This window comes from Streptomyces sp. NPDC007872 (assembly GCF_042868165.1).
Lineage (GTDB): Bacteria > Actinomycetota > Actinomycetes > Streptomycetales > Streptomycetaceae > Streptomyces.
Genome location: NZ_JBIAEA010000002.1, coordinates 523,563 through 537,570, shown reverse-complemented (window position 1 = coordinate 537,570; position 14,008 = coordinate 523,563). Strand labels below are relative to the sequence as shown.

Genomic DNA, 14,008 nt, shown 5'->3' with positions numbered 1-14,008 from the left:
GGGAACCCGGCCCCGCGTGCCGTGCGCGCGCCTACCGCACGCCCACCGCGCGGATCAGCTCCTGCGTGACCGAGCCGCCCCGGTCGTCGCTCGCGCCGGCCCGCAGCGAGACGGATTCCGCGCCGCGCGGGATCCGCAGCTCGCCGTTCCAGGCGGCGCCGTGGCGGTCCTTCTTCAGGGCGACCTTCCGCCAGGTCTTCCCCTCGTCGTAGGAGACCTCCAGGGTGCCGGTGCGGATGGTGCCGGTGCCGGTCGCGCCCTTCACGTACTCCGCGAAGATCCCGACGGGCAGGCGGCCTCCGGCGCGGACGTCGCCGTGGAGGTCGGTGTCCAGGTCGAAGCCGAGGTTGAGCATCGGCAGGTAGGTGACCCGGTCGGACGGGGTCTCGGCGGAGCGGAAGGTCCACTCGCTGCGGCCCTTGGTGCCGAGCCGCCAGCGGTCCCGGTCGAGCGCGGTGTCGGTGACGACCTTGTAGGCCGCCTCCCGCGCCGGGGCGTCCCAGGCGTAGGCGCCGGAGCTCATGTTGCGGTCGACGCGGACGCCGTCGACGTACACCTCGGTGTACTGGGTCATCGAGTCGTCGTTCCACACGTTGCCGAAGCCGGTGTGGTCGGTGCCGGAGTCGCCCCAGCCGGGGGTGTTGAACCGCAGGTCGTTGCCGGTGCGCTGCTGGCCCCAGCCGAGGCCGGTGCCCAGCCACGGGTGCCAGACGGGGCCGAACCAGTCGAGGTCGACGCGGCTGCCGCCCCGGTAGGACGGGGTGCCGCCGCGCTCCTCCAGGGAGTCGCCGAGGTCGACGGACTCGTGCCAGCGCTGGCCGGTGCCGGTGGAGACGTACTCGGTGCGCTCGGCGGGGAAGGCGACGTACTCCTTGAAGCCGAAGCCGATCGGGAAGGCGTCGGTGATCGAGTACCTGAACTCGCCGCCCGGTTCGTTCCGCTTCGTGGGCGCGTGGAAGGTGGCGGAGATCGTGGCCAGGTCCTTGCGGCCGGGACGGAAGACGAGGTCCTCGCCGATGGCGCCGGGGTGCCCCTCGGAGAGGTCGTAGGTGTACGGGGTGAAGCGGGTGCCGGTGAGGTCGACGCGCTTGCCGCGGGCGGCGGCGGTGGCGAGCTTCTCGGCGTCGGCCGCGTTCACGGTGGCGACGGGGAGCGGGCGGTCCTGGTAGTCGGCGGTGCCGAACCACTTCATCAGGCGGCCGGGCTCGTCGTCGGTGACGAACAGGGCCTTGGCGCCCGCGTCCTGGGCGGTCTGGGCGAGCCGGACGGGGTCGGTGCCGTCCGTGAGGCGGACGAGGACGGCCCTGCCGGTGACGTTCCTGCCGGTGTACGCGCCGGGGGAGCCGTCGCCCGCGTCGACGAGGCCGAGGCGGTGGCCGCCTTCGAGGAGGACGGTGCCGGCCTGCGGGGTGGCGCCGGAGAGGCGGGCTCCGTCGACGGAGGCCTCCAGGAGCGGCTTGCCGAGGCGCCAGACGGTCCGGTACTCGAAGGTGCCGGTGGCGGGCTTGCCCGTGGGCGCGGCGAAGATCGAGTCGTAGGTCAGGGGGACCTGGACGGCTCCGCCGTAGGAGGCGCCGTTCGCCTTGCGGTCGAACTCCATGAGGAGCTGCCGGGTCTCGGTGCGCTTGTCGACCTCGGCGCGGATCTCGCGGAGCCGCCGTCCGTCGAGGGTGATCTCGCGGTCCCGGTCGAGGACGATCTCGGGCGCGGTGAGGAAGCCGAGGCCGAGGGAGTCCGGGCCGTGGGAGCCGCGCACGTCGAGGAAGGTGTCGACGGTGTACGTGCCGGGCTTGAGGCGCAGTTCGAGGGTGCCGGACCCGCCGACGGCGGCCGGGAACGGGTCCACGCCCGGGGCGAGCTGCTGCACGCCGAGGGAGGCGGGGGCGGGGGCGCCGTCGCGGTCCTTGACGTGGACGGTGAGGGTGTGGCGCTCCTCCTCCTTGACCAGGCCGAGGGCGGTGCGGGCGACGGGCGCGCCGCCGGCGGTGGCGGTGATCCGGCCGGAGGACTGTCCGACGGGGGCCTTGGTGCCGTCGCCGGTGACGGTGGTGGACGCGGTGCCGTGGGCGGGGACGGTGAGGACGGTGTCGGCGAGGGCGGCGACCCCGGCGGGCATGCCCTCGACGGCGAGGCTCAACTCGACGGTTGTGTCGGAGGAGTTGGTGTAGGTGACGGTCCTGGTGACCGGCTCGCTCTCCTCGTACGGCCAGGAGGTGAAGCCGAGGTCGGCGGAGCCGGTGGCGGTGACGTGCGCGGAGATCGCGGCGGGCACGTCCACCCGGCCGGCGCCGAGCGCGTACGCGGTGGCGTCGAGCGGCTTCGACGAGGACATCAGCGCGTCCTTGAGGCGGGCGCCGGTCCAGTCGGGGTGCCGTTCGGCGAGGAGGGCGGCGACGCCGGCGACGTGCGGGGTCGCCATGGAGGTGCCGCTCATCGCGGTGTAGAGGCCGTTGCCGGAGGTGAGCCGGGAGCGGGCGGCGAGGATGTCGACGCCGGGGGCCGAGAGGTCGGGCTTGAGGGCCTGGTCGCCGTGGCGGGGACCCTGGCTGGTGAAGTAGGCGGCGCGGTCGTCGGAGTCGACGGCGCCGATGGTGAGCGCGGAGTCGGCGGCGCCGGGCGAGCCGATGGAGCCGGGGGCGCCGGAGTTGCCGGCGGCGATGACGAAGAGGGCGCCGGTCTCGGCGGAGAGGGTGTCGACGGCCTGGGCCATCGGGTCGGTGCCGTCGCTGGGTTCGGGGGAGCCGAGGCTCATCGAGACGATCTTCGCGTCGACGTCGTTGGCGGCCCACTCCATGCCGGCGATGATCTGCGACTCGGTGCCGGAGCCCTCGTCGCTGAGGACCTTGCCGACGGCGAGGACGGCGCCGGGGGCGACGCCCTTCTCCTTGCCGTCGGAGCCGGCGCCGCTGCCGCCGACGGTGGAGGCGACGTGGGTGCCGTGGCCGTTGCGGTCGGCGACCTCCTCGCCCTCGATGAAGGACTTCGACTCGGCGACCCGGCCGGCGAGGTCGGGGTGGGCGAGGTCGGCGCCGGTGTCGAGGACGGCGACCTTGACGCCCTTGCCGGTGAGTCCGGCCTCCCAGGCCTTCGGGGTGCCGATCTGGGCGTTGGAGTCGGCCATGGCGGCCCGGACCCGGCCGTCGAGCCAGACCTTGACGGGGGCGGCGGGGGCGGCGGCGGTGCTGCGGGCGGCCGGGGCGGTGAAGGCCCGCCAGAAGGCGGCGGGGTCGGTGGCCGTGACGGCGGCGCCGCCGATGCTGGGCAGGGGGCGGACGGTTTCGGCGCCGCGCGGGGCGGCGGCCAGGCTCCGGGCGCCCTTGCCGCCGTAGGTGACGATCAGGGGCAGGTCGCCGGTGACGCCCTGCTCGACGAGGCCGGTGACGTCGAAGAGGCGCGGGTCCAGCGCGCCGGAGGCCAGGTGGGGGCGGGCCTCGTCGGGGATCACGGTGATCCGGCCGTTCGAGGTCCGCGTGCGTATCGCGCCGGTGGCGCCCTTCGCCCGGTCGACGGTGACGGTCCGCCGTCCGTCGCCGAGTTCGGTGAGGGTGACGCGGTCTCCGGTCACGAGGGTGACGGTGCTGCTCGTCGCGGACGCCTTGAAGGTGTCCGGCGGGGCGGAGGCGGTGGTCCCGGCGGCGGCGGTCTGCCCGGCCGAGAGCATCACGAGGGAGACGCCCGCGGCGAGCAGCCCGGCCCTTCCTCTGGCGATGGGTGTGGACATCGGCGACGTACTCCTCGTGGCCCCGGGGTCGGGGGTGTTCCGGGTGCCGCGAGGAGTCTTGGCTCAGGGAAGGGGTGTTGACCCCTGTCCTTCCTGGCGGTTATGTGCCGTGGCGGCCAACCGCCAGGACAGGCGGGGTCGTTCGGGGAGATTGCTCACGGAACTCGTAGAACTCACAGAACCCACGGAATCCATGGAGCTCACGAAGGTCACGGAGGTCACGGAGGTCACGAAGGTCACGAAGGTCACGGAGCTCACGGAGGTCAGGGAGGTCAGGGAGGTCACGGAGTCGGATCGAGGGCGTCGTAGCGGCGGAATCCGCGCCCGTACAGGGCGAGCAGTCCGACGGCGACGACGCAGGCGATCCCGCCGCCGGTGATCGCGACGGCCGGGGAGGTCAGGTCCGCGGCGGAGCCCGCGAGGAAGTCCCCGAGCCGGGGCCCGCCCGCGACGACCACGATGAAGACGCCCTGGAGCCGGCCGCGCATCTCGTCGGGGGCGGCGACCTGCATCATCGTGTTCCGGAAGATCATCGAGACGGTGTCGGAGTATCCGGCGAGGGCGAGGAACAGCAGTCCGAGCCAGAGGTTCCGGGTCAGTCCGAAGACGGCGATGGCGGTGCCCCAGCAGGCGACGGCGATCAGGATCGCCTGCCCGTGGTGGCGGATCCGGCCCTGCCAGCCGGACAGGACCCCGCCGAGCAGCGCCCCGAACGCGGGCGCGGCGACCAGGAGTCCGGCGGTCTTCGCGTCCCCGCCGTACCAGAGCACGGCCACGGCCGGGAAGAGGGCGCGGGGGTGGGCGAGGATCATCGCGCAGAAGTCGGAGAAGAACGTCATGCGCAGGTTGGGCCGGGTGGCGAGGAAGCGCAGCCCGTCGAGGACCGAGGCCCGCTTGCCGCCCTTGCGGTCGGGGAGCATCGACGGCAGCCGCCACATCGCGTACAGGCTCGCGGTGAAGGCGACGGCGTCGACGAGGTAGGCGGCCTGGTAGCCGGCGAGCCCGACGATCAGACCGCCGAGGCTGGGGCCGACGAGGGTGCCGAAGGTCATGACCATCGAGTTGAGCGCGTTGGCGGCGCGCAACTGCTCGGGCGGCAGGAGCCGGGGGATCATCGAGCTGCGGGCGGGCGAGTTGAGCGCGGCGCACACGGCCTGGAGGGCCACGATCGCGTACAGGAACCAGACGCGGTGGAAGCCGGCGAACGCGGCGCCCGCCAGCGCCACGGAGAGCACGGCGGAACCGGCGGCGCTGGCGAGGCCGAGCTTGCGACGGTCGACGGTGTCGGCGATCGCGCCGCCGTACAGGCCGAAGACGACGAGCGGGACGAGGGAGAAGAGTCCGACGAGCCCGACGGAGAAGGGCGAGCCGGTGATGTCGTACACCTGGAGGGAGATCGCGAGGGCGGTCATGCCCTGCCCGACCCAGGAGACGGTGTTCCCGAACCAGAGGCGGCGGTAGTCGGCGGAGGTGCGCAGCGGGGTGAGGTCGGCGAAGACCCGCCGGCGCTCCCGCTCGTGCTCCTGCTCGCGCGCGTCGGTGGCGGTCACGCGACGTCGTACCGCAGCTCGGGGCGCTCCCAGTGGACGCTGCCGGAGGGCGGGACGGTGCCGGTGCGGACGGCGCCGGTGCGCAGGTAGAACTCCTCGGAGGGCGGGTGCGCGACGACCTTCACGGAGCCGGCCCCGGCGGCCCTGGCCTGCCCGGCCATGTGCTCCATGAGCAGCCGCCCGATGCCGAGCCCCTGGGCCTCGTCGGCGACGAACGCGAGGTCGAGTTCGGCCTCGCCCCCGGCCCCGACCCCGATCCCGTCGACGAGCAGCGCGTAGAACCCGAGCACCTTGCCGTCCCCGCCCCCGTCTGCGGCGACGAAGACGGGATGGTGCTCGATGTAGGGACCACCCACCTGGTACCCCTCGACCATGGCGGCGTAGTCCCCCCGATAGGCCCGGGAGCCCCGTACGAGCCGGGTGAGCCGCCGGGAGTCGTCGGCGGTGGCACGCCGGATGGTGATGTCGGACATGGAGTGAGTATAGGGGCGGGTAGGGAATCCGCTCCTTACAGTTTGGTGAACGGGGAGACGGGAGGGCGAAGGCCCGACCTTCCGGGATTCGAACGGCCGATTCGGCAGGGGGTTCGGGAGTCGACCCGGGAGGGGTGCGGGAGGAGGGTGAAGATCGCCGTTGGGTTTACGATGCGTCATCATGCAAGCACGACGCGTCACCCCCGGTGCGCTTCCGGCTCCCGTTCGCGGGGGTGCCGTACAGGTCTCCGGAGCACCCCTCCTCGGCCTCTGCTTCAGGCCTTTCCGGGCAACACCCCCACCCGGTGACGGAACGCCGACCGCCGGACCGAGGGTTACGCATCGTCGCGGGCGGATGTGAGCACACGGGCCCGGAAACCGCACGCCCCCAGCGCACGTCAGCCCTCCGCACGCCCCCTCCTCCCGCGCCGCTTCGAACAGGCCGACCACGTCGATCCCCGGAAGCGGCGAGGAGGACCGGGCGGCCGCACTCCGACGGATCCGGCCCTGTCGTCCCCACACCCCCGCCGGCCCCCACCAGTCCCCACCCGCCCTCACCAAGGACATCCCCGCCATGACGTACTGCGCGCCGCCCTTACCCGGCGTCTCCCTCGCAGCCCCCGGCCCCCGACCGGTTCCGACGCCCCCCGGCGCGGGTCGGCTCGACCGGGCGCGGGCCCGGCTCGCCGCCCGGCTCGTGGCCGCCGCCGGGCCGGACGGCCTGCTGCGGGCACCCTGTGACAGCCGGATGCTGGAATCCGCCCTGGCCCTGCGCCTGCTGACGGTGACGGACGTGGATCCGGACGCGCGGGAACGGCTCACGCGCCGTCTGAAGACCGGCCTGGACGAGGGCGCCCCCGATCCCGTGCAGGAGGCGGCGGCCCGCGCGGCCCTCGGCGAGTGCGCGGACGGGCGGGGCGCCCTGGCCCGGCTGCTCGGCGGCTTCGACCACTTCACCGCCGGGCGCAAGCACCTGATGTTCCGGACGGTCCTGGCGGAGCTGGGCGCCGACGCGTTCGCCGAACTCCCCGACTCCGGCTCCGACCCCGACTCCGGCTCCGACCCCGGCTCGGTCTTCGAGGCGCGCGGCCAGCAGCGCTGGCTGATCACGGAGATGGCCGCCCTGAAGGTCCTGCACGCCTTCGGCACGCGTGCGCCCCGGCTCGTCACCGAGGACGACTGGCGGGCCCTGGAGCCCTGCGCGCTCCCCGGCCCGCCTCCGTACGGCAACCACCTCGCGCGGATCCTCGCCCTGCTCGCGCTGCGGCTGCACCCCCGGTACGCGGCGGCCGTCCGGGCGCGGGCGCGGGAGCTGCGGAACGTGCTGCGCGAGGACGGCGGGCTGCCGTTCCTCACGGGCATGGACGTCTTCGCGACGGCGACGGGCGGCCTCGCCCTGGCCGGCGCGGGGGCTCCCGCACTCACGCTGCGTTCCCTCGCGACCGCACTGACGCGGCATCAGAATCCTGACGGAGGATGGGGGTTCGACCGGGGGGTCGGACAGAGCGACGTGGACGACACGGCGTACTGCGTGGAGTTCCTGCGGACGGCGGCCCCGAAGCGGCCCGGAGTCGGAACCGAAACGGCGGCCGGCGAGCGGTACCTGCTCGCCCGGCAGGGCGCGGACGGCGGCTTCCCGACCTTCGAGCGCGGGACGGCCTCGGAGGTGGCGATAACGGCGGCGGCGGTGAACGCACTGGCTCCCGAGCCCGCGCACCGCGCGGCGGTCGCGGCCGCCGTCCGGTTCGTCACGGCCCGGCAGGAGGCGGTCGGCCCGTACGAGCGGAGCTGGAGCCTCAACGAGAGCAACGCCCTGTTCCGCACGGTCCTCGCCCACGACTCCTTCCTCGCGGTGGCGCCCGGCCACCCGGCGGCGGCCGGGGCGGCGCGGGCCCGGGCGCGGGCGGCGGCCCGGCTGCTGGAGACCCAGAACCGGGACGGCGGCTGGGGGCACGTGCCGTCGGACCCGAGCGACCCGATCAGTACGGCGTACGCGCTGATCGCCGTGGCCCGTACGCCGGGCGCGCGGGTCGCGACCGCGCGGGCGGTGCGCCACCTCCTGGAGCGGCAGCGGCCGGACGGCGGCTTCACGTCACGCCCGGACCAGGCGGGCCCCCGGCCGCTCGCCTACCACGTACCGCTCCTGACGGACGTCTGCGTGCTGCTCGGCCTGAACCACGCGCGCGCGGCGCTGGCAGGGCCCTGAAGGCATCGGGCGCAGCCGGAGAGATCCCACGGATCACGCGCGCGGGCCCGACGGGGATCCAGGAGGCTCAGGCGCAGCCGGAGAGGTCCTCGGGGTCGGCCGCGTCGAGCCGGACGGCCAGCGCGTGGAGCCGTTCGCGCAGGTCGCCGAGTTCCGCGAGGTCGAGGCCGGTGGCGGCGGCGATCCGGCGCGGCACGCCGAGGGCCTTCTCCCGCAGCGCGATCCCGGCCTCCGTGAGGCGCACGGTGACGGACCGCTCGTCCTCGGGGCTGCGCCGCCGCTCGACGTATCCGGCCGCCTCCAGCCGCTTGAGCAGCGGCGACAGGGTCCCGGAGTCGAGGCGCACCCGCTCCCCGATGCCCTTCACGGACAGCTCGCGGTGCTCCCAGAGCACGAGCATCACGAGGTACTGGGGGTAGGTGAGCCCGAGCTCCTTGAGGGCCTCGCGGTAGACGCCGTTGAAGGCGCGGGTCGCCGCGTGCAGCGAGAAGCAGATCTGCCGGTCGAGGCGCAGGAAGTCCCCGTCGGGAAGACCGACGAGGTCGTCGGGGAGGGTCTCGGACATCTCCATGCCTCCAGGATACGCGAGCACACCTCACGCGCGATTGAGTTGCGCACAACTAAATAGCGCGCTACAAATGAAGGGCCACCGCATCCCAGGACAGGACGGAAGAGGAACCCATGGACGCGATCTACACCGCCGTCGCCACCGCCAACGGCCGCGAGGGCCGCGCCGTCAGCTCCGACGGCCGCATCGACCTCCCCCTCGCCCACCCGCAGGCCCTCGGCGGCAACGGGCAGGGCACCAACCCCGAGCAGCTCTTCGCCGCCGGGTACGCGGCCTGTTTCGCGAGCGCGATGGGCGTGGTCGCCCGCCAGGAGAAGATCGACATCACGGACGCCTCCGTCACCGCCGAGGTCTCCATCGGCAAGGACCCCGCCGACGGCGGCTTCGGCCTCGCGGTCGTCATGCGCGCCGAGTTCCCGGAGCACCTCCAGGGCGAGGCGGGCCTGGCCCTCCTGAAGAAGACCCACGCCTTCTGCCCGTACTCCAAGGCCACCCGCGGCAACATCGAGGTCGAGCTGGTCGTCGAGTAACCAGACCACGCCCCCGCCCCCGCCTCCCCCTCCGGGCGGGAGCCGTACGAAGGTCCCGGTGCCGCCCCCGCGCGCCGGGACCTTCGCACGACCGGCACCGGGGGTTCGTCCGCCGTACGGCGGGCAGCCATGGGACGGCCGCCGGGCGGTGGCCCGTGGGCGCTGTCCTTGGGGCGCCCGTCGGGCAGGAGCCCGGCCGCCGCACGCGCGCCCCACCCGTGCCCGCCCCCACCCGGAGGAGAACTCCCCCATGGCCGACCTCGACCGCCGCCGGTTCCTTCAGTTGACCGGCGGCGCCGCCGCGTTCACCCTGCTCTCGGAGAGCATCGCCCGCGCCGCCGCGATACCGGCGCAGGGCTCCACCGGCACCCTCCAGGACGTCGAACACATCGTGGTCCTGATGCAGGAGAACCGTTCCTTCGACCACTACTTCGGCTCGCTGAAGGGGGTGCGCGGCTTCGGCGACCCCCGGCCGGTGACCCTGCCCAGCGGGAAGTCCGTCTGGAACCAGTCCGACGGCTCCAAGGTGACCCTGCCGTTCCGGCCGCAGAGCACGAAGCTGGGCATGGAGTTCCTCCAGGGCCTGAACCACGACTGGGCGGGCGGCCAGAAGGCCTTCGCGCAGGGCCGGTACGACCAGTGGATCCCGGCCAAGACCAAGGCCACGATGGCGTACCTCACGCGCGAGGACATCCCGTTCCACTACGCGCTCGCCGACGCGTTCACGATCTGCGACGCCTACCACTGCTCGTTCATCGGCTCCACCGACCCGAACCGCTACTACCTGTGGAGCGGCCACACCGGCAACGACGGCACGGGCGGCGGCCCGGTCCTCAACAACGCCGAGGCGGGGTACGGCTGGAAGACATATCCCGAGCGCCTGGAGGCGGCCGGGGTCTCCTGGCGGATCTACCAGGACGTCGGCGACGGCCTGGACGCGGCGGGCTCCTGGGGCTGGATCAACGACGCGTACCGGGGCAACTACGGCGACAACTCCCTCCTCTACTTCAACAGCTACCGCAACGCCCAGCCGGGGAACCCGCTGTACGACAAGGCCCGCACGGGTACGAACGCCAAGAACGGCGAGGGGCTCTTCGACCGGCTGCGCGCCGACGTCCAGGGCGGCCGGCTGCCGAAGGTCTCCTGGATCGCGGCCCCGGAGGCCTTCTCCGAGCACGCGAACTGGCCCTCCAACTACGGCGCCTGGTACATCGCGCAGGTCCTGGACGCGCTGACCTCGAACCCGGACGTGTGGGCGCGCACGGCGCTGTTCCTCACGTACGACGAGAACGACGGCTTCTTCGACCACGTGGTCCCGCCGTACGTCCCGGCCTCGGCGGCGCAGGGCCTCTCCACGGTCGCGACCGCCCTGGACCACTTCCCCGGGAAGACGGGGTACGCCGCCGGCCCCTACGGCCTCGGCCCGCGCGTCCCGATGATCGTCGTCTCGCCCTGGTCGAAGGGCGGCTACACCTGCTCGGAGACCTTCGACCACACCTCGGTCATCCGCTTCATGGAGGCGCGCTTCGGCGTCCGGGAGCCGCAGATCTCCCCCTGGCGGCGGGCCGTCTGCGGCGATCTGACCTCGGCCTTCGACTTCACGCGCACGGACGCCCGGCCGGCCGCGCTGCCGCCGACCGCCGGCTACTACCCGCCGGACCGGGACCGCCACCCCGACTTCCCGGCCACCGCGCCCGCGACGGGCACGATGCCCCGCCAGGAGCGGGGCGCGAAGCCGACCCGCCCGCTGAAGTACGCGCCGTACGTGGACGGCGCCGCCGACACGGCGGCCGGCACCTACCGCCTGACCTTCGGCGCGGGCCCCGGCGCGGGCGCGCAGTTCCACGTCACCTCGGCGAACCGCACGGACGCGCCCTGGACGTACACGGCGGAGGCGGGCAAGTCGATCGCGGACACCTGGAACACGAAGTACTCGGCCGGCCTCACCGACCTCACGGTCCACGGCCCGAACGGCTTCCTGCGCCGCTTCCGCTCCCCCGGCAAGACGGCCGTCCCGGAGGTCGCCGCCCGCCACAACGCCGCCACGGGCCGCCTGGACCTGACCTTCACCAACACGGGCGCGACCACGACGGTGACCGTCACCGACGCCTACGGGGGCACCCCGAAGACCCTGACGGTCACCAAGGGCGCCACGACCACCCACACGGTCACCCCGGCCACCGGCCACCGCTGGTACGACGTGACGATCACCTCGCCCGTCTCCCCCGACTACCTCCGCCGCCTCGCGGGCCACGTGGAGACGGGCACCCCGGACGTCTCGGACCCGGGGATCCTGACGTACTGACCGGCCCGCCCCGCGCTCCGCACCGGCTCCCCCGCCGGCGCGGGGCGCGGGCGCACGCGCGCTCGAAAGGCGGTCGGAGTGGCGAACGGGTGATTCCGGCGTGTCCCTCTGGTGGCACGCGTCACGACGGTTGCATCGTGGGCGCAGGCATCGCGGATGCCCGGCGCATCCGCGGGCAAAACCTTCCTGCGCTCACGAACGGTGAGTGGGGCGGGTGGGACTCGAACCCACGGCCGACGGATTATGAGTCCGCTGCTCTAACCGGCTGAGCTACCGCCCCGTTCGGTGAGGCGCGTACATGTGTGCGCGCCGTCTGCCGCAGCATAGCCGCTCATACGATCTCCTGCTCCGGATGATCGACTCTGCTCGACCATGAGGACTCCCCCGCGCCCCGCGCGGTTCCCCCGGACGCGAAAAAGGACCCCGAAGGGTCCTCTTCCGTTCCGCTCCCCCGGCTGGACTCGAACCAGCAACCCTCCGGTTAACAGCCGAATGCTCTGCCAATTGAGCTACAGGGGATCGCGCTCCCCCGACTGGACTCGAACCAGTAACCTGCCGGTTAACAGCCGGCTGCTCTGCCAATTGAGCTACAGGGGATTGCTGCGTTGCACCGAACGGATCCACCTCGGGCCTTCCCGGGCGGCGCTCGCTCGCTGCGACACATACATTAGCGCAAGCAGGGGGGTGCTCCGCCAATCGGTATCGCCGTGGCACCGCCGTGGACACCGGCGATGCGTCGGGGGCGCATCAGTGAAGCTCTTCAGGGAAGGTGTTGGCCATGCGATACAAGCTGACCTTCGTCATCGGACTCGCCCTCGGCTACGTGATCGGAACGCGGGCCGGACGCGAGCGCTACGAGCAGTTGAAGAAGTCCGCCAAGGAGTTCACCGACAACCCGGCCGTGCGGAACGCCGCCGAGTCCGCCGCCCAGACCGGGCGGCAGGTCGCCGGCAAGGCCGCGCACGTCGTGGGCGACAAGGTGGGCGACCACCTGCCGCCCGCCGTGGCCGACAAGGTCCACGCGCTGCGCGAGCGCGGCCAGAGCAACGGAAAGGTCGCGAACGACGAGTGGGGCACCAGCAACACCTGAGGCCCCGCGTGCGGCAGAATCTGTCCCATGGGGATAGTCGCCGGACTGGACAGCTCTGCCGAGTTCACACGCATCGTCGTCTGTGACGCCGACACGGGTGCCGTACTGCGCCAGGGGTACGCCTCGCACCCCGGCGAGCCGAAGGCCGTGGACGTCGATCCGCAGACCTGGCTGCTCTCGCTCGGGGAGGCCGCCACCGGCGGTCTCCTGGAGGGCGTGGAGGCCATCGGCGTGTCCGCGCAGCAGCACGGGCTCGTGCCGCTCGACGCGCAGGGCGGCCTCGTGCGGCCCGCGCTCGTGCGCAACGACAAGCGGGCGCAGGTCGCCGCCGCCGACCTCGTCGACGGGCTCGGCGGGCGGCACGCCTGGGCCGAGGCCGTCGGCAGCGTGCCCTCCGCCGGGCAGCCGGTCGCCAAGCTGCGCTGGCTGGCCCGCACCGAGCCCGAGCACGCCCGGCGCACCGCCCTCGTTCTCCAGCCGCACGACTGGCTGGTCTGGCAGCTCCTCGGCCGCCCCGCGCGCCGCACCACCGACCGCGGCGCCGCCTCCGCCACCGGCTACTGGTCGGCCCGCACCGGCGCGTACCGCCCCGATCTGGTCGAGCTCGCACTCGGGCACCAGGCCGCGCTGCCCGAGGTCCTCGGGCCCGCCGACGCCGCCGGCACCACCCCCGAGGGCCTGCTGATCTCCGCCGGCACCGGCGAGACGATGGCCGCCGCCCTCGGCCTGGGGCTCGGCCCCGGCGACGCGGTGGTCTCGCTCGGCGCCTCCGGCTCCGTGATGGCCGTGCACCACGAGGCCCTCGCCGACCCCGGCGGCATGATCACCTCCTTCGCCGACGCCACCGGCATGCACCTGCCGGTCGTCTCCACCTCCAACGCGGTGCGGGCGCTGCGCGGCACCGCCGAGATGCTGGGCCTCGACTCCCTCGAAGAGCTCTCCGCGCTCGCCCTGAAGTCGACGCCGGGCGCCTCCGGGCTCGTCCTGCTGCCCTATCTGGAGGGCGAGCGGACCCCGAGCCTGCCGCACGCGGCGGGCACGCTCAGCGGGCTGCGGCGCGAGTCGATGAAGCCCGAGCACCTGGCGCGGGCCGCGTTCGAGGGGATGCTCTGCTCGCTCACCGACGCCCTGGACGTGCTGCGCGGGCGGGGCGTGGAGGTGCGGCGGGTCTTCCTGCTCGGCGCCGCCGCCGCGCTGCACGCGGTGCAGGCGCTCTCGCCGGCCCTCTTCGGTGCGCAGGTCGTCGTCCCCCAGCCGGCCGACTACGCGGCGCTCGGCGCGGCCCGGCAGGCCGCCTGGGCCCTCGGGGTCGCGCGGGGCACCCTCTCGCCCTCCGCTCCCCCGGCCTGGCAGGGCGCCGCCGCGCAGGTCCTGGAGCCGGGCGACGAGCTGGCGGCGGGGAAGGCCGTGCGGCAGCAGTACACGGCGACGCGGGAGCAGATCCACCCGGGCGCGTTCGGCGGGTAGCGGGGCCCGGGAGGCCCAGGCCGGGCGCGTGAGGGACCCTCCCGGGTCCCTTCGTAAAGACTTCCCCAGGGTTTCCACCGCCCCGGAAACCGGTCGTA

9 protein-coding genes and 3 tRNA genes are annotated in these 14,008 nt (G+C 73.6%); 5 read left to right on the top strand and 7 right to left on the bottom strand.

From position 1 onward, the window contains the following. Positions 1-31 precede the first annotated feature (31 nt). The 3 genes from ACFYNX_RS07555 to ACFYNX_RS07545 all read right to left on the bottom strand — a co-directional run bounded on the left by ACFYNX_RS07555 (position 32) and on the right by ACFYNX_RS07545 (position 5,744). Positions 32-3,721 (bottom strand): S8 family serine peptidase, encoded by a 3,690-nt coding sequence (locus ACFYNX_RS07555; RefSeq protein WP_388658687.1) that lies wholly within the window; start codon positions 3,719-3,721, stop codon positions 32-34. Positions 3,722-4,002: 281 nt separating this feature from the next. After that, positions 4,003-5,271, bottom strand: a complete 1,269-nt coding sequence (locus ACFYNX_RS07550; protein ID WP_388658685.1) for an MFS transporter — start codon at positions 5,269-5,271, stop codon at positions 4,003-4,005. Further along, positions 5,268-5,744 carry a GNAT family N-acetyltransferase gene (locus ACFYNX_RS07545; RefSeq protein WP_388658682.1) on the bottom strand — a complete coding sequence of 159 codons (477 nt, stop codon included), beginning with the start codon at positions 5,742-5,744 and terminating at the stop codon, positions 5,268-5,270. The genes ACFYNX_RS07550 and ACFYNX_RS07545 overlap by 4 nt, the downstream gene beginning before the upstream one ends. A 574-nt stretch (positions 5,745-6,318) precedes the next feature. Between ACFYNX_RS07545 and ACFYNX_RS07540 the strand changes: the two genes are divergently transcribed. Continuing rightward, positions 6,319-7,950: a prenyltransferase/squalene oxidase repeat-containing protein gene (locus tag ACFYNX_RS07540; RefSeq protein WP_388658679.1), complete on the top strand. Its 1,632-nt coding sequence runs from the start codon at positions 6,319-6,321 to the stop codon at positions 7,948-7,950. 67 nt (positions 7,951-8,017) lie between these two features. Here ACFYNX_RS07540 and ACFYNX_RS07535 read toward each other — a convergent pair whose 3' ends face one another. Then, positions 8,018-8,515, bottom strand: coding sequence for a MarR family winged helix-turn-helix transcriptional regulator (locus ACFYNX_RS07535; RefSeq protein WP_388659746.1), 498 nt, complete (start codon positions 8,513-8,515; stop codon positions 8,018-8,020). 116 nt (positions 8,516-8,631) lie between these two features. On the opposite strand from ACFYNX_RS07535, the gene ACFYNX_RS07530 reads away from it, so the two are divergent. Together ACFYNX_RS07530 and ACFYNX_RS07525 are read left to right on the top strand one after the other, a co-directional pair. Next, positions 8,632-9,048, top strand: a complete 417-nt coding sequence (locus tag ACFYNX_RS07530) for an organic hydroperoxide resistance protein (RefSeq protein WP_388658677.1) — start codon at positions 8,632-8,634, stop codon at positions 9,046-9,048. 250 nt (positions 9,049-9,298) lie between these two features. Further along, the gene (locus ACFYNX_RS07525) at positions 9,299-11,353 is read left to right on the top strand and encodes a phosphocholine-specific phospholipase C (RefSeq protein WP_388658674.1); all 2,055 of its coding nucleotides are present in this window, start codon (positions 9,299-9,301) and stop codon (positions 11,351-11,353) included. A 206-nt stretch (positions 11,354-11,559) separates the two neighbouring features. On the opposite strand, the gene ACFYNX_RS07520 is transcribed toward ACFYNX_RS07525, so the two are convergent. The 3 genes from ACFYNX_RS07520 to ACFYNX_RS07510 form a co-directional block, all read right to left on the bottom strand. Continuing rightward, positions 11,560-11,633, bottom strand: a tRNA-Ile gene (locus tag ACFYNX_RS07520). Positions 11,634-11,799: 166 nt separating this feature from the next. Next, positions 11,800-11,872: transfer RNA gene (locus ACFYNX_RS07515), tRNA-Asn, on the bottom strand. Positions 11,873-11,877: 5 nt separating this feature from the next. Further along, positions 11,878-11,950: transfer RNA gene (locus ACFYNX_RS07510), tRNA-Asn, on the bottom strand. A 181-nt stretch (positions 11,951-12,131) separates the two neighbouring features. Between ACFYNX_RS07510 and ACFYNX_RS07505 the strand changes: the two genes are divergently transcribed. Then, the gene (locus ACFYNX_RS07505) at positions 12,132-12,443 is read left to right on the top strand and encodes a YtxH domain-containing protein (RefSeq protein ID WP_125665157.1); all 312 of its coding nucleotides are present in this window, start codon (positions 12,132-12,134) and stop codon (positions 12,441-12,443) included. A gap of 27 nt (positions 12,444-12,470) precedes the next feature. Further along, on the top strand, positions 12,471-13,910 hold the full coding sequence (locus tag ACFYNX_RS07500; RefSeq protein WP_388658670.1) for an FGGY family carbohydrate kinase: 1,440 nt from the start codon (positions 12,471-12,473) through the stop codon (positions 13,908-13,910). Positions 13,911-14,008 lie beyond the last annotated feature (98 nt).

What these genes read in the sequence shown, in the direction of transcription:
- ACFYNX_RS07555 (WP_388658687.1), bottom strand. Translation starts at nt 3,721, where the DNA reads ATGTCCACACCCATCGCCAGAGGAAGGGCCGGGCTGCTCGCCGCGGGC.
- ACFYNX_RS07545 (WP_388658682.1), bottom strand. Translation starts at nt 5,744, where the DNA reads ATGTCCGACATCACCATCCGGCGTGCCACCGCCGACGACTCCCGGCGG.
- ACFYNX_RS07540 (WP_388658679.1), top strand. Translation starts at nt 6,319, where the DNA reads ATGACGTACTGCGCGCCGCCCTTACCCGGCGTCTCCCTCGCAGCCCCC.
- ACFYNX_RS07535 (WP_388659746.1), bottom strand. Translation starts at nt 8,515, where the DNA reads ATGTCCGAGACCCTCCCCGACGACCTCGTCGGTCTTCCCGACGGGGAC.
- ACFYNX_RS07530 (WP_388658677.1), top strand. Translation starts at nt 8,632, where the DNA reads ATGGACGCGATCTACACCGCCGTCGCCACCGCCAACGGCCGCGAGGGC.
- ACFYNX_RS07525 (WP_388658674.1), top strand. Translation starts at nt 9,299, where the DNA reads ATGGCCGACCTCGACCGCCGCCGGTTCCTTCAGTTGACCGGCGGCGCC.
- ACFYNX_RS07505 (WP_125665157.1), top strand. Translation starts at nt 12,132, where the DNA reads ATGCGATACAAGCTGACCTTCGTCATCGGACTCGCCCTCGGCTACGTG.
- ACFYNX_RS07500 (WP_388658670.1), top strand. Translation starts at nt 12,471, where the DNA reads ATGGGGATAGTCGCCGGACTGGACAGCTCTGCCGAGTTCACACGCATC.